At 69.7% G+C, this 17,477-nt stretch carries 15 protein-coding genes and 1 tRNA gene; 8 read left to right on the top strand and 8 right to left on the bottom strand.

The window, feature by feature from the left end; genetic code table 11:
- Positions 1-198, bottom strand: a 198-nt coding sequence (locus ACKVMH_RS06110; RefSeq protein WP_412699637.1) for a hypothetical protein, incomplete at its 3' end; no start/stop codon positions are given.
- 124 nt (positions 199-322) lie between these two features.
- Positions 323-409, bottom strand: a tRNA-Leu gene (locus ACKVMH_RS06115).
- A gap of 223 nt (positions 410-632) precedes the next feature.
- Here ACKVMH_RS06115 and rnk point away from each other — a divergent pair.
- The 4 genes from rnk (at position 633) to ACKVMH_RS06135 (ending at position 5,116) form a co-directional block, all read left to right on the top strand.
- Positions 633-1,049 (top strand): nucleoside diphosphate kinase regulator, encoded by a 417-nt coding sequence (rnk, locus tag ACKVMH_RS06120; protein ID WP_215218299.1) that lies wholly within the window; start codon positions 633-635, stop codon positions 1,047-1,049.
- 30 nt (positions 1,050-1,079) lie between these two features.
- The gene (parC, locus tag ACKVMH_RS06125; protein ID WP_412699638.1) at positions 1,080-3,323 is read left to right on the top strand and encodes a DNA topoisomerase IV subunit A; all 2,244 of its coding nucleotides are present in this window, start codon (positions 1,080-1,082) and stop codon (positions 3,321-3,323) included.
- Between the two features lie 76 nt (positions 3,324-3,399).
- Complete coding sequence (locus ACKVMH_RS06130; RefSeq protein WP_412699639.1) at positions 3,400-4,452, top strand: NAD(P)-dependent alcohol dehydrogenase; 1,053 nt, start codon at positions 3,400-3,402, stop codon at positions 4,450-4,452.
- A gap of 4 nt (positions 4,453-4,456) precedes the next feature.
- Positions 4,457-5,116: a thiopurine S-methyltransferase gene (locus ACKVMH_RS06135; RefSeq protein WP_412699640.1), complete on the top strand. Its 660-nt coding sequence runs from the start codon at positions 4,457-4,459 to the stop codon at positions 5,114-5,116.
- A gap of 10 nt (positions 5,117-5,126) precedes the next feature.
- Here ACKVMH_RS06135 and asnB read toward each other — a convergent pair whose 3' ends face one another.
- A complete protein-coding gene (gene asnB, locus ACKVMH_RS06140; RefSeq protein ID WP_412699641.1) occupies positions 5,127-6,821 on the bottom strand; it encodes an asparagine synthase B in 1,695 nt (564 codons plus the stop codon).
- A 303-nt stretch (positions 6,822-7,124) separates the two neighbouring features.
- Here asnB and ACKVMH_RS06145 point away from each other — a divergent pair, with 303 nt between their 5' ends.
- The gene (locus ACKVMH_RS06145; RefSeq protein ID WP_412699642.1) at positions 7,125-9,458 is read left to right on the top strand and encodes a M28 family peptidase; all 2,334 of its coding nucleotides are present in this window, start codon (positions 7,125-7,127) and stop codon (positions 9,456-9,458) included.
- Here the strand turns inward: ACKVMH_RS06145 and dapE are convergent.
- From dapE to map, 5 genes are read right to left on the bottom strand one after another with little or no spacing between them, the layout of a single operon-like run.
- Positions 9,422-10,561, bottom strand: a complete 1,140-nt coding sequence (gene dapE / locus ACKVMH_RS06150; RefSeq protein WP_412699643.1) for a succinyl-diaminopimelate desuccinylase — start codon at positions 10,559-10,561, stop codon at positions 9,422-9,424. The two genes, ACKVMH_RS06145 and dapE, sit on opposite strands and share 37 nt — an antisense overlap.
- 49 nt (positions 10,562-10,610) lie before the next feature.
- Entirely contained in the window at positions 10,611-10,970 is a 360-nt protein-coding gene (locus tag ACKVMH_RS06155; protein WP_412699644.1) for a Spx/MgsR family RNA polymerase-binding regulatory protein, read from the bottom strand.
- A 1-nt stretch (position 10,971) separates the two neighbouring features.
- Positions 10,972-11,892, bottom strand: a complete 921-nt coding sequence (dapD, locus tag ACKVMH_RS06160; RefSeq protein ID WP_215218307.1) for a 2,3,4,5-tetrahydropyridine-2,6-dicarboxylate N-succinyltransferase — start codon at positions 11,890-11,892, stop codon at positions 10,972-10,974.
- Positions 11,889-14,531 (bottom strand): [protein-PII] uridylyltransferase, encoded by a 2,643-nt coding sequence (gene glnD / locus ACKVMH_RS06165; protein WP_412699645.1) that lies wholly within the window; start codon positions 14,529-14,531, stop codon positions 11,889-11,891. Before glnD ends, dapD begins: the two co-directional genes overlap by 4 nt.
- The gene (gene map / locus ACKVMH_RS06170; protein WP_412699646.1) at positions 14,528-15,304 is read right to left on the bottom strand and encodes a type I methionyl aminopeptidase; all 777 of its coding nucleotides are present in this window, start codon (positions 15,302-15,304) and stop codon (positions 14,528-14,530) included. The genes glnD and map overlap by 4 nt, the downstream gene beginning before the upstream one ends.
- Positions 15,305-15,601: 297 nt before the next feature.
- On the opposite strand from map, the gene ACKVMH_RS06175 reads away from it, so the two are divergent.
- From ACKVMH_RS06175 to ACKVMH_RS06185, 3 genes are all read left to right on the top strand, one after another.
- Complete coding sequence (locus tag ACKVMH_RS06175) at positions 15,602-16,114, top strand: Csu type fimbrial protein (protein ID WP_412699647.1); 513 nt, start codon at positions 15,602-15,604, stop codon at positions 16,112-16,114.
- Between the two features lie 67 nt (positions 16,115-16,181).
- Positions 16,182-16,709 (top strand): Csu type fimbrial protein, encoded by a 528-nt coding sequence (locus ACKVMH_RS06180; protein WP_412699648.1) that lies wholly within the window; start codon positions 16,182-16,184, stop codon positions 16,707-16,709.
- 13 nt (positions 16,710-16,722) lie between these two features.
- Positions 16,723-17,463, top strand: a complete 741-nt coding sequence (locus tag ACKVMH_RS06185; protein WP_412699649.1) for a fimbrial biogenesis chaperone — start codon at positions 16,723-16,725, stop codon at positions 17,461-17,463.
- The last annotated feature ends 14 nt before the right edge of the window (positions 17,464-17,477 follow it).

Genomic DNA, 17,477 nt, shown 5'->3' on the forward strand with positions numbered 1-17,477 from the left:
CAGCGGTGGCTTGCGGGTGCCGCGCGGCGGCGGCTCGGGGAGCCAGCCGGGCTTCTTGCCGGCCGGCTTGCCACCGGGTTTGCCGCGACCGGCGCCGGGCGGGCCGCCACGCTTGCCGGGGGCGGATGAGTCGGGGGAGCCGGCCTTGCCGGATGACTTGCGGGCGCCTGCGCCGCGCTTGCTGGGGGGCTTGTTCATCGGCGCGATGGTACACCCCGCCTGTCAACGCCCCGTGCCGCGCGAACGTGCAGCGCGGGCAACAAAAAACCCCGCCGGAGCGGGGTTCTTCGTGTGTCCGGCGCGGTAGTCACCGGACGGTGTTTGGTGCCCAGGAGAGGACTCGAACCTCCACGGAGTTGCCCCCGCTAGCACCTGAAGCTAGTGCGTCTACCAATTCCGCCACCTGGGCAAACCGCACGTTGGTGCTGTGCGGGCCGCGCATGATGAGTGGCGACGGCGGGGATGTCAACACTTCCTTCACCCTTCCAGTCGTCGCGTGCGGGCCACGGCGGCCGCCGGCTGGCGGTTCGCCCCCGGCGGTCGGCGGATGGGCGAAGGGCACGCTCTGGAGTAGACTCAAGCGGCCGCGGGCGGCGCATATTGCGTCGCCCGCATCGCTTTGGAGCCCACGCATGACTGCCCCTTCCATTCTCCTTTCGCGCCTTGACTGCGAGCGCCTCGAGGCGCTGCTCGAAGCACCCGGCACCGCCGACCTGGACACCTCGGCGCTCGAGGCCGAACTGGCCCGTGCGCAGATCCTCGAGCCGGCCCAGATGCCGTCCGACGTGATCACCATGAACTCCACCGCGCGTTTCCGCGTACTGGACGGCAGCGACGAGGGCCAGGAACGCGAGCTGACGCTGGTCTATCCGCGCGACGTCAATGGCCAGGCGGACCGGGTCTCGATCCTGGCGCCCGTCGGCAGCGCCCTGCTGGGCCTGCGGATCGACGACACCATCGAGTGGCCCGTCCCGGGTGGCCGCACCGTGCGCCTGAAGGTGCTGTCGATCGCCTACCAGCCCGAGGCCGCCGGCGAGCTCCACCGCTGATTCCCGGCCGCCCAGGACACCACAGCCCGAATGACTGAATCCGTACGTCCGACCTTCCACGGTTTCGAACAGATCCCGCTGCGCGAGTACGCCGAGCGCGCCTACCTCGACTACTCGATGTACGTGGTGCTGGACCGCGCCCTGCCGTTCCTGGGCGACGGGCTGAAGCCGGTCCAGCGCCGGATCATCTATTCGATGAGCGAGCTGGGCCTCAACGCCGCCAGCAAGCCCAAGAAGTCCGCCCGCACCGTCGGCGACGTGATCGGCAAGTTCCACCCGCATGGCGACAGCGCCTGCTACGAGGCGATGGTGCTGATGGCCCAGCCGTTCTCGTACCGCTACCCGCTGATCGAGGGCCAGGGCAACTTCGGCTCCAGCGACGACCCCAAGTCGTTCGCGGCGATGCGCTACACCGAATCCAAGCTCACCCCGATCGCCGAGGTCCTGCTGGGCGAGCTCGCCCACGGCACGGTCGACTGGGATCCGAACTTCGACGGCACCCTCGAGGAGCCCTCGTGGATGCCGGCGCGCCTGCCGCACCTGATGCTCAACGGCACCACCGGCATCGCCGTCGGCATGGCGACCGATGTGCCGCCGCACAACCTCAACGAGGTGGTCAGCGCCTGCGTGCGCCTGCTGGAAGACCCCGACGCGACCACGCGCGACCTGTGCGAGCACGTGCTCGGGCCGGACTACCCGACCGAGGCGGAGATCATCACCCCGCGCGCCGACCTGGTGTCGATGTACGAGACCGGCCACGGCAGCGTTCGCGCCCGCGCGGTGTACGACAAGGACGGCGCCAACATCGTGGTGACCGCCCTGCCCCACCAGGTCTCGCCCAGCAAGGTCATCGAGCAGATCGCCACCCAGATGCGGGCCAAGAAGCTGCCGTGGCTGGAGGACATCCGCGACGAGTCCGACCACGCCAACCCGACGCGCATCGTGCTGGTGCCGCGCAGCAACCGGGTCGACATCGACACCCTGATGGGCCACCTGTTCGCGACCACGGACCTGGAGCGCAGCTTCCGGGTCAATTTCAACGTGATCGGCCTGGACGGACGCCCGCAGGTCAAGAACCTCAAGGCCTTCCTGACCGAGTGGCTGCAGTTCCGCGCCGACACCGTGACCCGTCGCCTGACCCATCGGCTGGAGAAGGTCGAGCGCCGCCTGCACCTGCTGGAAGGTCTGCTGGTCGCCTTCCTCAACCTGGACGAGGTGATCCGGATCATCCGTTCCGAGGACGAGCCGCGTCCGGTGCTGATGGCGCGTTTCGCACTCAGCGAGGAGCAGACCGACTACATCCTCGAGACCCGTCTGCGCCAGCTTGCGCGGCTGGAGGAAATGAAGATCCGCGGCGAGCAGGACGAGCTGGCGACCGAGCGCGAAAAGCTGATCGCGACCCTCGGCAGCAAGGCGAAGCTGCGCAAGCTGATCAAGGACGAGCTGCTGGCCGATGCGAAGAAATTCGGCGATGCGCGCCGCTCCCCGCTGGTCGCCCGCGGCGCCGCCCAGGCCCTGTCGGAAACCGACCTGGCCCCGAGCGAGCCGATGACGGTGGTGGTCAGCGAAAAGGGCTGGGTGCGCGCGGCCAAGGGCTTCGACGTCGACGCCGCCGCGCTCAACTACCGCGAGGGCGACGAGCTGCTGGCGGCGGCGCGTGCTCGCAGCAACCAGCAGGTGGCGTTCCTCGATTCCACCGGCCGCAGCTACTCGACCATCGTCCACAGCCTGCCGTCGGCCCGCGGCAATGGCGAGCCGCTGACCGGCCGTTTTTCGCCGGCCCCGGGCGCCTCGTTCCAGGCGGTAGCCAGCGGCGACAACGATACCCGCTTCGTCCTGGCCTCCAGCCACGGCTACGGCTTCGTGACCCGGTTCGAGAACCTCACCAGCCGCAACAAGGCCGGCAAGGCAATGCTGTCGCTGACGCCGAACGCCACGGTCGTGCAGCCCGCGCCGGTGACCGATGTCGCGGTCGACCGCGTGGTGGTCGCCACCAGCGCCGGCCACCTGCTGGCGTTCCCGGTGGCCGAGTTGCCGGAACTCGACAAGGGCAAGGGCAACAAGCTCATCGACATCCCCAAGGCCAAGCTCGGCACCGAGCGCGTGGTCGCGGTCGCGGTGGTGCCCGAGGGTGGCAGCCTGCAGGTGCGTTCCGGCGCCCGCACGATGACGTTGTCGTGGAAGGACCTGGACGGCTACATCGGCGCTCGCGCGACGCGCGGGGGGCTGTTGCCCAGGGGATGGCAGAAGGTCGAGGGCCTGGCGGTCGAGTGACCGCCGCCGTTCCGCGTTGACGGAAGCCGAAGGACCGGGGTGACAGAATCGACGTTTCCCTTTCCGGAGCGCGGACATGACCACCAGGGCCTACGGCGCGCACGCCGCCGACCAGCCGTTGCAACCGATCGACATCGAGCGCCGCACGCCCGGGCCAGGCGATGTACAGATCGACATCGCCTACTGCGGTGTCTGTCATTCCGACCTGCACACCGTCCGCTCCGAATGGGGCGGCACGCGCTATCCCTGCGTGCCGGGCCACGAGATCGTCGGCCAGGTCACGGCGATCGGCAGCGCGGTCACCGGCTTCAAGGTGGGTGACACCGTCGGCGTCGGCTGCATGGTCGACAGTTGCCAGTCCTGCAGCGCCTGTGGCGATGGACTGGAGCAGTACTGCGAGAAGGGCTTCATCGGCACCTACAACGGCCGGACCCAGGACCCGCCGGGGCATACGCTGGGCGGTTATTCACAGCGGATCGTCGTCAGCGAGCGCTTCGTGCTGCGTGTCACCCACCCCGAGGACCAGCTGGCCGCCGTCGCCCCGCTGCTGTGCGCCGGCATTACCACCTGGTCGCCGCTTCGCCACTGGAAGGTCGGGCCGGGGATGAAGGTCGGCATCGTAGGCATCGGCGGGCTCGGCCACATGGGCATCAAGCTCGCGCGGGCGATGGGCGCGCAGGTGGTGGCCTTCACCACGTCCGAAAGCAAGCGCCAGGACGCCCACGACCTGGGCGCGCACGAGGTGGTCAACTCGCGCAACGCCGGCGAGGTCCGCGCGCATGCCGGCACCTTCGACTTCATCCTGGACACCGTCGCGGCCAGCCACGATCTTGATGCCTTTACCGCGTTGCTCAAGCGCGACGGCACGCTGTGCCTGGTCGGCGTGCCGGAGCACCCGCATCCGAGCCCGTCGGTTGGCCAGCTGGTGTTCGGTCGCCGGTCGATCGCCGGCTCGCTGATCGGCGGCATCGCCGAAACGCAAGAAATGCTCGATTTCTGTGCCGCGCACGGGATCGTGTCTGAGATCGAGATGATCCCGGTGCAACAGATTGACGAGGCCTACGAGCGCATGCAACGCAGCGACGTGAAGTACCGCTTCGTGATCGACAACCGCTCGCTGGCCGGGTGACCTGATGGAACCCGACTACTGGCTCGAGCGCTGGAAGGACGGCCGGACCGGGTTCCACCAGGACCAGCCCACGCCGTTGCTGGCCGCGCACTGGGACGGTCTCGGCGTCGCCAGCGGTGCGCGCGTGCTGGTACCGCTGGCGGGAAAGTCGCTCGACATGGCGTGGCTGGCCGGCCGCGGCCACCGCGTGCTCGGGGTGGAACTGTCGCAACTGGCAGTCGAGCAGTTTTTCGCCGCGCACGCGCTTGAGCCGGAGGTCCACGACACGCCCGCCGGGCGCGTGTACCGCGCGGGTCCGGTCGAGATGATCCACGGCGACGTGTTCGCGCTGGACGACGAAACCCTCGCCGGCTGCGACGCGGTGTACGACCGCGCCGCCCTCATCGCGCTGCCGCCGGACATGCGCGCGCGATACGCCCGCGAGCTTTACGCACGCCTGCCGACCGGCTGCAAGGGCCTGCTGGTCACCCTGGAGTACCCGCCGGACGAGATGCAGGCCCCGCCCTTCTCCGTGCCGGAAGATGAAGTGCGGGCCCTGTTCGCCGACGACTGGCAGGTGGACGTGCTGGAACGCCGCGCCATCCTGGACCAGCAGCCGGCCTTCATCGAGCAGGGGCTGACCGCACTCGAGACCGTCGCCTACCGCCTGCAGCGACGCGGTTGAGCCCACTGGCCTAGGCCAGCGCCGCCTGGTGCACGCCCGCCACCGCGCGTCCGGACGGGTCGGCGGCCTCGGCGAACGCCGCATCCCAGGCGATCGCCGCCGGCGAAGAGCACGCAATCGACTTGCCGCCCGGTACCGTCCCGGCACAGGCCGCGCCGGGGAACAGCTGCTCGAAGATCCGCCGGTAGAAGTACGCCTCCCGGCTCTGCGGAGGGTTGATCGGGAAGCGGCTGGCGGCGGCGACGAACTCGCGGTCGCTGACATGGGCTTCGGCATGGGCCTTGAGTCCGTCGATCCAGCCATAGCCGACGCCATCGCTGAACTGCTCCTTCTGGCGCCACAGGATGGCGTCGGGCAGGTAACCCTCGAACGCCTCGCGCAGGACCGCCTTTTCGATGCGCACGCTGCCGTCGGGCCGCACGCCGACCATCTTGGCGGTCGCGTCCATGCGCATCGCCACATCGAGGAACTCGATGTCCAGGAACGGCACGCGCGCCTCGACCCCCCAGGCCATCATCGACTTGTTGGCGCGCAGGCAATCGTAGGCGTGCAGCGCATCGAGCTTGCGCACCAGCTCGTCGTGGAACTCGCGCGCGCCCGGCGCCTTGTGGAAGTACAGGTAGCCGCCGAAGATCTCGTCGCTGCCCTCCCCCGACAGCACCATCTTGACGCCCATCGCCTTGATCCGCCGCGCGAGCAGGTACATCGGCGTGGATGCACGGATGGTGGTGACGTCGAACGTCTCGACGTGCCGGATGACCTCCGGCAGCGCGTCCAGGCCCTCCTCAAGCGTGTAGGTGAAGCCGTGGTGGACCGTGCCGAGTGCCTCGGCCGCCACTTCGGCGGCGGCGAGGTCGGGCGATCCCGGCAGGCCGATCGCGAACGAGTGCAGCCGCGGCCACCAGGCCTCCGCACGGTCGTCCTCCTCGATCCGCCGGCGGGCGAAGCGGGCCGCGCAGGCAGCGACCAGCGACGAGTCCAGCCCGCCCGACAGCAGCACGCCGTAAGGCACGTCGCTCATCATCTGGCGATGCACCGCGCGCTCGAACGCCTCGCGCAGCTCAACCGGCGAGACCGCCACGCCTCGAGTCGCATCGTGGTCCCGCCAGGGCCGCTGGTAGTATCGCTGCAGCCGGCCGGTGGCGCTGTCGTACCAGTGGCCGGGCGGGAATTGGGCGACATCGTTGCAGACCCCAACCAATGCCTTCATCTCCGAGGCCACCCACATCCGGCCGTGGTCGTCGTGACCCCAGTACAGCGGGCAGACGCCGATCGGGTCGCGCGCGATCAGATGGCGCATCCGCTCGCGGTCCCACAGGGCGAAGGCGAAGATGCCGTTCAGCCGCCCCAGCCAGCCGCCGATGTCGTCGTCCTGCGCGTACAGGGCATTGATGACCTCGCAGTCCGAGCCGGTCTGGAAGTCATGGGGTGCGGACAACCCGTCCTGCAGTTCGCGGTGGTTGTAGATCTCGCCATTGACGGCGAGCACATGCCTGCCATCGCCAGACACGATCGGCTGCGCACCGCCGGCCGGATCGACGATCGCCAGCCGTTCGTGGACAAGGATGGCGCCCGGGTCGGCGTGGACGCCGCTCCAATCGGGGCCGCGGTGGCGCTGTCGCCGCGACAGCGCAAGCGCGTCGCGGCGAAGTCGGGGCAGGTCGTCGCCAGGAGCGAGGCCGAAGATGCCGAGGATCGAACACATATGCAGTTTCCTTTGCGATGGTTGGAGGTCGTGGGCGACCGGCTGTTTCGTGCGGCAACAAAAAAGCCCGCACTTAGCAGTGCAGGCCTGGGAGAACGATGAGCGTGGTGCTACGCGCTAATCGCCGGCCTGCGGGAGGCTGGCGTTGTTATTGCCGGGGTTGTGGATGGACAGCGGCATGGTGTTGGGCCGATCGATGGATGCGCAGGGATACGCCCCCCTACGAACCCCGTCAACGCCGGTCGGCAGGGGAAGCGGCCAACCGGGCCGTATGATCCGGAACGGGTCCGCCAGGGGAAGACGATGCCGACACGTTCAATCAATCCCGGCCTGGGGGCAAGTCGCAGCCCCGTGGTCGCCGCCGTCCTGGTGCTGGCGTTCGTACTCGCGGCATGGCTGGGCGTCGCTCAGAACCGCGCGCCGTCGCCGGTCGGCGCGGATGCCGTCGCGGATGCGTTCTCGTCCGCCCGCGCCATGGGGGTGCTCGAGCGCGTCCTTGGCGACCAGCGCCCCCACCCCACCGGCAGCCCGGCCAATGCCGCCGTGCGCGATGCCATCGTCACCGAGTTGCGGGCGATCGGGCTGGAGCCACAAGTGCAGCGGCGCTTTGCCTGTGGCGGGTTCACCTGCGCGACGGTGGACAACATCGTGGCCCGCGTACCGGGCGCCTCGTCCGAGGACGCGGTGCTGTTATCGGCGCATTACGACTCGGTCGCCGCCGGGCCGGGCGCTTCCGACGATGGCGCTGGCGTGGCCGCGATCCTCGAAACCGCCCGTGCGCTGCTGGCGGGGCCTGCGCCGGCGCGCGACGTCTGGCTGCTGCTGAACGATGGCGAGGAGCTCGGGCTCATCGGGGCGGAGGCATTCGCGCGGGAACCGGAATTCGCCCGGATTGCGCGGGTGGTCAACCTGGAGGCCCGCGGCACCACCGGCGCGAGCCTGCTGATCGAGACGCAGGCCGGCAACGCGGCGCTGGCGCGCCTGCTGCGCGCATCGCTGTCGGCGCCGGCCGGTTCGTCGCTGGAGTACGAGATCTACCGCACCCTGCCCAACGACACCGACTTCACCGTGTACAAGCGCGACGGGCTCGCGGGTGCAAATTTCGCGTGGGCGCGGGCCCCGGCGCGATACCACACCCCGCTCGACGACATCGCCCACCTCGACCCCGGCTCGCTGCAGCACCACGGCGAGCATGCGCTGTCACTGGCGCGCGCGTTCTCCGCCGCCGAGCCACCGGCGCCCGACGATGCGGACGCGGTGTTCTTCAGCCTTCCCGGCAGCCTGATGGCGGGTTGGCCCGCATCGTGGAACCCGGTGCTTCTGGCGATCGCGGTGCTCGGCTGGCTGGTCCTGGGCGCGCGGCTGGTCCGCGCCGGCGCGGTCCGCGCGGCGGCATTGCCCGTGGCCGCGGTGCTGGCGGTCGTCGGCATCGCGGTACTCGGTGTCGCGGGCGTGCTGGGCCACATGCTGCTGCAGGCGCTCGGCACGGTGCCGGCGACCTGGACCGCGCAGGGCGGCGCCATGGTTGCCGGCATGATGCTGCTCGCCATCGGGACCCTGGTGCCGCTGGGCTGGCTTGTGCAGCGCACATGGGGCGTGGCGGCGTTGGCGTTGGCGTTGGCGGCGCTCAGCCCGCTGGTGCTGGTGGCTGCCGCGGCGGTGCTGTGGATGCCGGGCGGCGCGCACGTAGGGCTGGTGCCAGTCCTGGCCGGCGTGATCGCAGGCCACGTTGTGCCACGACGGCCGTTGCTGTGGGCCGGCCTGGCCGCGCTGCCCGCGGCGCTGCTGTGGATGCCTTATGCCGAAGGCGCCTACGACGCCATCGGCCATGAAGGGCTGGTCGCCGTGCCTGCGGTCGTTGGGATCATGGTGTTGCCGCTGTTGCCGGCAGTGCTCGCCCTGCCGCGTGGCGCCGCGCTCGCCAGCGCCGCGGGGTGGCTCGGTGCGGGCGTGTGCGTGTTGCTCGCCGTGTCGCAGCCGGCATTTGACGCCGACGTGCCGCGGCCGGCCAACCTCGTGCTGGTGGCGGGACCGGACGGTTCACGGCTGTTCGCGCAACCGGGCGCACTCTTGCCGCGCGCGTTCCTGGACGCTGCGGGCTTCGCCCGCGAACGCGAGCCGATGAACCCCTGGGGAAGCCGCGGCGTGCCGGGCCCCCGGGGGCCTGCGCTGGCCATGCCCGCGGTCGTGATCGAGCAGCGCGACGTGGTCGGCGACCGCCAGCGCCTGCAGGTGCGCTTGCGGTCAGCGCGCGGGGCGACGACCGGCGGACTGATGCTGCCGGGCACGGTCGACCTGACATCCCTGCGGGTCAACGGGCAACCGCTGGCGCAGTCGCGTTGGCACGCGCGCGACGAACCCTGGCGCGGCATTTCGGTCGTGGGCCTCGGCGCGGACGGCGCGGTGTTCACGTTCGAGCTTCCGCTGGACGCGGAGCATTTCCATGCGTTCGATCGCTCGCACGGGCTGCCGACGGGACTTGAAGTCGTGGTTGCCGCGCGCGACGAGGTCGGCGTACCCATCGGCGGCGGCGACGCGTCGATCGCCTGGACCACGGTGCCGCTGCCGGCAGTCGCTCCCCAGGACCCGCCCGAGGACAATCAGGCCGGCAGCAACCGCTCGATAAGCGCGAGGTAGAGGTCCGGCAAGGCTTCCAGGTCGGCGACGCGAACGTGTTCGTCGACCTGGTGGATGCTCGCGTTGACCGGCCCGACTTCGATGCACTGCGCCCCCAGCGGCGCGATAAAGCGCGCGTCGGACGTGCCGCCACCGGTGCTCTCGGCCGGCGGCGCCCCCGCGAATGCTGCCAGCACTTCACGCGCGGCTTCCCGCAACGCGCCTTCGGGTGTGTGGAAGGGCTCGCCGCTGCGGTGCCAGTGCAGGTCGAACGCGAGGTCGTGCCGTGTCAGCACCGCCTCGCACTCGGCCTCCAGCCGGGCGGCGTCCCAGTGCGGGTTGTAGCGCAGGTTGAACAGCACCTGCAGCTCGCCGGGAATCACGTTGCTGGCGCCGGTGCCGGCGTTGATGTTGCTGATCTGCAGGCTGGTCGGCGGGAAGGTTTCGAACCCATCGTCCCAGCGCCGCGCCGCCAGCTCGGCAAGCGCCGGCAACGCAAGGTGGATCGGGTTGCGCGCCTGGTCCGGATAGGCGACGTGGCCCTGCACCCCGTGCACGGTCAGCGTCCCGGTCAGGCTGCCGCGGCGGCCGACCCGCAACAGGTCACCGAGTTTCGCGGTCGAGGACGGTTCGCCGGTGATGCACCAGTCGATGCGCTCGCCGCGTTGGCGGAACACGTCGGCCACCCGCCGCACACCGTCGATTGCATCGCCCTCCTCGTCGGAGGTCAGCAGTAGCGCGAGTCGGCCGGCATGCCCGGGGCGGGCGGCGACGAAGCGCTCGGCAGCCACTACGAACGCGGCCACGCTGCCCTTCATGTCGGCGGCGCCGCGGCCGTACAGCACGCCGTCGCGGACCTCCGGCACGAACGGATCGCTCGACCATGCCTCGCGCGGACCCGTCGGCACCACGTCGGTATGGCCAAGCAGGACGAGCGTGGGCGCATCGTCGACATGGCTGCCGTGCGTGGCCCAGAGGTTTTCGACCGCACCAAAGCGCAGGCGCTCGCAGTGGAAGCCGGCGGCACCGAGGCGCCCGACGATGAGCGCTTGGCAGCCGGCGTCGTCGGGGGTCACCGACGGGCGGGTGATGAGGTCGCGGGTGAGATCGAGGACGTCGGACATGCGGGGAGATTACCTGTCACCGGCCGGAGCGACGGCCGGGCGCCCGGGTTCAACCAACCCCGAAGCGCTTCTTGAACGCGTTGTCGCTGAAGCCTTGGGTCACCGCACCATCGTCGGTGACGACCACCGGCCGGCGGACCAGTTGCGGGTACTCGCGCAGCAGCAGCTTCCACTCCGCGTCGCTGCCTGGCACCCTGCGGTGATCCGGCAATTGCCGCCAGGTGGTCGAGGACTTGTTGGTCATGGCGCCCCAGCCGCCCAGGGCCTCCTTCCATCCGACCAGCTCTTCGGGCGTGCGTGGCTCGTCGCGGTAATCGACGAAGCGGTGCTCGACACCGAACCGGTCCAGCCACTTGCGGGCCTTGCGGCAGGTGTCGCAGTTCTTCAATCCGTAGAGCGTGGTGGCCATGTCAGTCGGCCAGGCCGCGCAGCAGGTCGTTGATGCTGGTCTTGGAGCGGGTCTTCGCGTCGACCTGCTTGACGATCACCGCGCAGTACAGCGAGTGCGAACCGTCCTTGGCCGGCAGCTGGCCCGACACCACCACGCTGTACGGCGGCACCGATCCGTAGGTGACCTCGCCGGTGGCGCGGTTGTAGACGCGCGTGCTCTGGCCGAGGAACACGCCCATGCCGATCACGCTGTGGTGTCCGACGACAAAGCCTTCGACCACCTCCGACCGGGCGCCGATGAAGCAGTGGTCCTCGATGATCGTCGGGGTGGCCTGCAGCGGCTCGAGCACGCCGCCGATGCCGGCGCCGCCGGACAGGTGGCAGTGCTTACCCACCTGCGCGCACGAGCCGACCGTGGCCCAGGTGTCGACCATCGTGCCCTCGCCCACGTGGGCGCCGATGTTGACGAAGCTCGGCATCAGCACCACGTCCTTGCCGATGTGGGCGCCGCGGCGGACGATCGCGCCGGGCACAACGCGCGCGCCGAGCTGGCGGAACGCGGGTTCGTCGAACTCGGCGAAGCGGGCCGGGATCTTGTCCCAGAACGGCGCCGGGTAGGACTCCACCACTTCCATGTCCTGGGTGCGGAAGTACAGCAGCACCGCCTTCTTGAGCCACTCGTTGACGGTCCAGCCGCCGTTGCCATCGGGCTCGGCGACGCGGAACTCGCCGTTCTCGATGCCCTCGATGACGCGCTCCACCGTCGGCCGGGTCGATCCTTCCATCTCTTCGGGCGTCAACATCGTGCGGCGCTCGAAGGCGCTGTTGATCACCACCTGGAGCTCGTCGGCCGGCGACATGGGCGCGGTCGCCTTGCGTGCCGGGGTCTTCCTGGTCGCCTTTTTCGCGGGGGTCTTGGCGCTCTTCCGTGGGGGACTCATGGTGCATCTCCTTCGAGGCAGGCGAGCAACGCGTCGCTGAGCGCCTGCTGGCGTGCGGGGTCGAGCGGCCGGTCGCGGCCGTCGCTGGTGGTGGCGGTGATCTGGAACACGTCCTCGGCGCGCTCGCCGAAGGTCGCGATGCGCGCGTCGTGCACGCGCATGCCCTGGTTGCGCAGTGTCTGGGCGACGTCGGCCAGCAACCCGGGGCGGTCGGTACAGACCAGGCTCAGGGTGGTGCGGCCGTTGTCGGCCTCGTCGAAGGCGATGCGCGGAGCGATGCGGAAATGACGCAGGTGGCGCGGCAGGGTGCGGCGGGCCGGGCGGATGTCTTCCAACGGCCCCACCAGCGCGCGTGCAAGGCGCGTTTCGACATCACCGGCGGCGGGGGCGTGCCGCGTGTCGGCGGGAATCACTTCGAACGTGTCGAAGATGGTGTCGCCCGGCCCGTCCAGCACGCGTGCCTGCTGGATCGCCAGCCCGGCCCGGTCGAGCGTGGCGACGATCGCCGCGAACAGGCCATCGGCGTCGGGAGAATGCACGAACACCTCGAGCGCACCGGCATGGGCGGGCACCTGGCGTACCCGCACCACGGTCGATCCCGGCGCGGCGTCGCGCAATGCCTCGCCCTGCCACGCCAGCTGGTCCGCGCGACCGCGCTGGAAGCCGACGGCCGGCATCCGGGCAAACAGCGCATCCACCCCGCTGGCCGCCATGCCCAGCCCGACCAGCAATGCCCGGACGGCGTCACGCGTCTCGGCGCTGCGCTCCTCGGCTGCAAGCGGATGTTCCAGGCCACGCCGCAACGCGAGCCGGGTCGCGCTGTAGAGGTCGGCCAGCAGCCGGTCCTTCCACGCATTCCACAGCTTGGGGGAGGTGCCGGCGATGTCGGCGCAGGTCAGCAGGTAGAGATGGTCCAGCCGCTCGCGGTCGGCCACCGCGGTGGCGAAGCGGTGGATCACGTCGGGATCGGCGATGTCCTGTTTCTGCGCCGTCATCGACATCAGCAGGTGCTTGCGCACGAGCCATTCAACCAACGCCGCGTCGGACTCGCCCAGGCCCATGGCCAGGCAGAACGCGCGGGCATCGTCGGCACCCAGTTCGGAATGGTCGCCGCCGCGCCCCTTGGCGATGTCGTGGAACAGCCCGGCGAGCAACAACAGCTCGGGCTTGCGCAGGCGTGGCCAGGCCTCGTGCACCAGCGCGAAGCGCGGGTCGCGCTCGCCCGATGCGAACGCCTGCATGTAACCCAGCACGGCCAGCGTGTGCTGGTCGACCGTGTAGACGTGGAAAAGGTCGAACTGCATCCGGCCCGAGACCTTCTGGAACGCGGGTATCCAGCGCCCCAGCACGCCTAGGCGCGCCATCCGGGTCAGGCTGCGGACCGGCTGGTCGCCGCGCAGCAGGCCGAGGAACTGCCGGCGCAGGTCGTCGTCTGCGGCGGCGAAGTCGGGGAAGTCCGGCAGCGCTTCGGCCAGCGCGCGGGCGGTGTGCGAATGCAGGCCACGGGTCTCCCCGCGACGGGCCCAGGTCTCGAACAGCGCCAGCACTTCCGGCGGCGCGTGTGGCCATTCGGCGTCGCGCGCGGCCAGGTAGCCGCGTCGCAACTCGAACAGCCCATCCAATGGTTCGGGTTCGGCCTCGCCCTGCAATTGCTCCTCGAACCGCTGCAGCAACCGTTCGCCGATGCGCAGCACCAGCGATGCGCTGCGGTAGAAGCCCTGCATCATCTGCTCGACTGCGAGCGTGCCGCCGGAGTCTTCGAACCCCAGTCGCGCGGCCAGCAGTTTCTGGTAATCGAAGCGCAGCCGCTCCTCGCGCTTGCCGGCGACCAGGTGCAGGCCATAGCGCAACCGGGCCAGCGCGCGTCGCTCGCGCTCGATGGTCGCGACCTCGTCGGCACCCATTTGTCCGAATGCGACCAGCGACTCCATGTCGGCCGTGCCGATCACGCGCAGGGCGATCCAGTGCAGCGTCTGCACGTCACGCAGGCCACCGGGGCCTTCCTTGAGGTTCGGCTCGAGGTTGTCGGCGGTATCGCCATAGCGGGCGTGGCGCTCCACCAGCTCGTCGCGCTTGGCCTCGAAGAACGCCTGCGGCGGCCAGACCACGCGCGGCGACACCGCGGCCTGCAGCTCACGCCGCTCGTGTTCGTTGGCCGCCAGCGGGCGGGCCTCCAGCAGCGCGGTCAGGACGGTGATGTCGTCCACCGCCGCCTCGGTGCATTGCCCGAGCGAGCGTACGGCGTGGCCGACCGGCAGCCCCGAGTCCCACAGGACCGCGAACAGCCGCGCCAGGTCGTCGGCATGCGCCTGCGACGCGGCCGGCGAGGCCATCACCAGCAGGTCGACGTCGGATTGGGGGTAGAGCTCACCCCGCCCGTATCCGCCCACGGCGAACAGCGCCAGTTCGGCCTCCGCCGGGATGCAGCGCTGCCAGGCCGCCTGCACCAGCGCATCGACCGCCGCGGCGCGTTCGGCCAGCAGTCGGTCGATGTCGGAATCGGCATCGAAGCGGGCGGCGAAGCCGGCGTCGGCCTGCGCCAGCTCCTCACGCGCCCGGCCGGCCCAGGCGGCGTCCTCCTGTCCCGGCTGCTGGGCAGGTCCCGCCGTACCGCGGTCGGCCGGGACGACGCCGGTCATAGGTCGTTGTCGTCACCCGGCAGGCGGGTGAGGATCTCGACACCGTCGTCGGTCACCGCGACCGTGTGCTCCCACTGCGCCGACAACTTGCGGTCCTTGGTCACCACCGTCCAGCCGTCCGGCAGCACGCGGGTGTGGCGGGCGCCCTCGTTGATCATCGGTTCGATGGTGAAGGTCATGCCCGGCTTCAGCACCACGCCCTGCCCGGGGCGGCCGTAATGCAGCACCTGCGGTTCGTCGTGGTAGACCTTGCCGATGCCATGGCCGCAGTACTCGCGGACCACGCTGAAGCGCTCGGCCTCGGCGTAGGCCTGGATCGCGGCGCCGACGTCACCGAGCGTGGCGCCCGGCTTCACCGCGCGGATGCCGCGGAACATCGCCTCACGGGTCACCTCGACCAGCCGCCTGGCCATCACCGACGGCGTGCCGACCATGTACATGCGGCTGGTATCGCCGTGCCAGCCGTCCTTGATGACGGTGACGTCGATATTGACGATGTCGCCGTCCTTGAGGACCTTGGACTCGCTCGGGATGCCGTGGCAGATGACGTTGTTGACCGAGGTGCAGACCGTCTTCGGGAAGCCCTTGTAGCCGACGTTGGCCGGGATGGCGCCCTGGACGTTGACGATGTGGTCGTGGCAGATGCGGTCGAGCTCCTCGGTGGTCACCCCCGGTTTCACGTGCGGGGCGACGACCTGGAGCACCTCGGCGGCCAGGCGGCCGGCGATGCGCATCTTCTCGAGTTCTTCTGGGGTCTTGATGGGGACTGGCATCCGGCCATTATCGCCGATTTGACCGCAGCCCGAGGTGGGCAAGCATCGCCGCACCCTACGAACCGCCCGGATCGCGCGACATCACAGCCCGCTTGTGGAAAACGGGCGTCGCATGCGGAACGGGATGCCGCTCTCGCAGAAAATGTGACGTCGAGCGTCGTTTTGTGCCCAGTCACCTTTGCGAGCGTTTCGTTAAGGCAACTTCCTGACACCCAACTCCGACAATTTGTTGGCACGCGTTTTGCGACGGGGTTCGCAGTCTTCCCATTGAGCGCCGCGCGCGCCGGAGTCCGACCGATGAAGCTTCTGAATATCTCCCTGATTGCCGCCGCCATCGCCTGCGCCGCTTTTGCCCCCGCGCATGCGGCGGACAACATGGACCTGGACGTGACGATAACGATCGACAAGTCGTGCGACGTGACGTCCACCGGGGACGTGGCGTTCGGCAACGCGCTGGCAAGTGCCGGTACCGTGGACGCCGTCGGCGGGCTCGTCACCGTCCAGTGCACCATCGGCGTCCCCTACGACGTCGCCCTCAACGCCGGCAACAACGGTGGCAGCGACGTCGGCGCGCGCCAGATGCTGCACACCAACGGCACCGACGCAATCGCCTACCAGCTGTACAGCGATGCGGGCCGGAGTGAGGTGTGGGGAAACACCGTGGACACCAACACCGTTGAAGGTACCGGCACCGGCTTTGGTGGCCCGGCCTTTAACCGCACCCACCCGATCTTTGCGCGGGCGACGATCCCCGGCGAATCGCCGGTCGGCACCTACAGCGACGTGATCACCGCCACGGTGGTGTTCTAAGACGACCTGCCGATCCGGGGCGGCGCATTCGCCGCCCCGACCGGCACGCCACGCTCCCGCTTCCGTCATGAATGTCCTCAAGTCGACGCTCTGCGCGGCGATGCTGGCCGGCTGTATCGCCGGCCAGGCGCGGGCGCAGGATTGCGGCGGCACCTGCACGACGCAATTCGAGGTCTACCTCGACGTGGTGGCCAGCTGCAGCTTTACCGGCAGCACCGACGTCGCTTTCGGCAGCGTGCCGGTGATCGTCGGCCAGCAACTGGATGCCTACGGCTCGCTGACCGTCAGCTGCAACGTGCCGGTGGCCTATCGCATCGGCCTCGACGCGGGCCTGCATGGCAGCGGAGTGAACGATCGCCGGATGGCCTCGGCAGGCGGCGAGTTCATCGCCTACCAGCTCTACAGCGGCGCCACCGGCACGACGCCCTGCACCGCCACGGCCGGTGCCCCGTGGGGTGATGCGAGCGGCGGCTGCGTTTACGGCGACAGTTACGCCGGCACTCCGCAGGACATCCAGATCCACGGCCGGCTCACGATCGCCAACCCGCGTGCCGGCACATACAGCGACACGGTCACCGCGACCATCACGTACTGACACCCCCGAATCCATGAGCCGACGCATTGCGAAAACCTGCACGATCCTGGCCCTGGCCGCCCTGCTGGCGTGCTGCCCGGCAATCGCCGCAAGCCTGCAGGTCGCGCCTACCTCGGTCGAGTTGCAAGCATCCGAGAACGGCGAGGCGGTCTGGCTGAGCAATACCGACCCGGACAAGCCGGTGCGTGCCCAGGTGCGCCTGTTCCGTTGGACCCAGAAGGACGGCGAGGAGACGCTGGAACCCACCCGCGACCTCGCGATCAGCCCGCCATTGGTGGAACTCGCGCCCGGCGCGCGGCAACTGGTGCGTGTCATCCGCACCGGGCCGCCGCCGGTCGACAACGAGTCCACCTACCGGATCATCGTCGACGAGGTCCCGGACGGGGACGCACCCGAAAAAACCGGCCTGCAGTTCCTGCTGCGCTACTCGATCCCGGTGTTCGTACTGCCGGCTGGCGAGGCGCCGATCACCTACGCGCTGGCCTCGCGCCTGGAGCGGAACGGCGACGGCGTGGAACTGGTGGTCACCAATGGCGGGCGGCAGCACGCGCAACTGGCCGACCTCGCCTGGGTCGACGCCCGTGGCGAACGGCACGAATTGCTCGCCGGCCTGGTTGGCTATGTGCTGCCGGGCCAGACGATGCGCTGGGCGCTTCCCGCGTCCGTGCCTGCCTATGACGGCGGTGACCTCAGGGTACGGATCAATGGCGAAGCCGCCGAGCAGACGCTCGCGCTCGACCCTGAAGCGCGCTAGGCCCCTGTTGTTGT

This window comes from Lysobacter zhanggongensis (assembly GCF_046638635.1).
Classification (GTDB): domain Bacteria; phylum Pseudomonadota; class Gammaproteobacteria; order Xanthomonadales; family Xanthomonadaceae; genus Novilysobacter; species Novilysobacter luteus.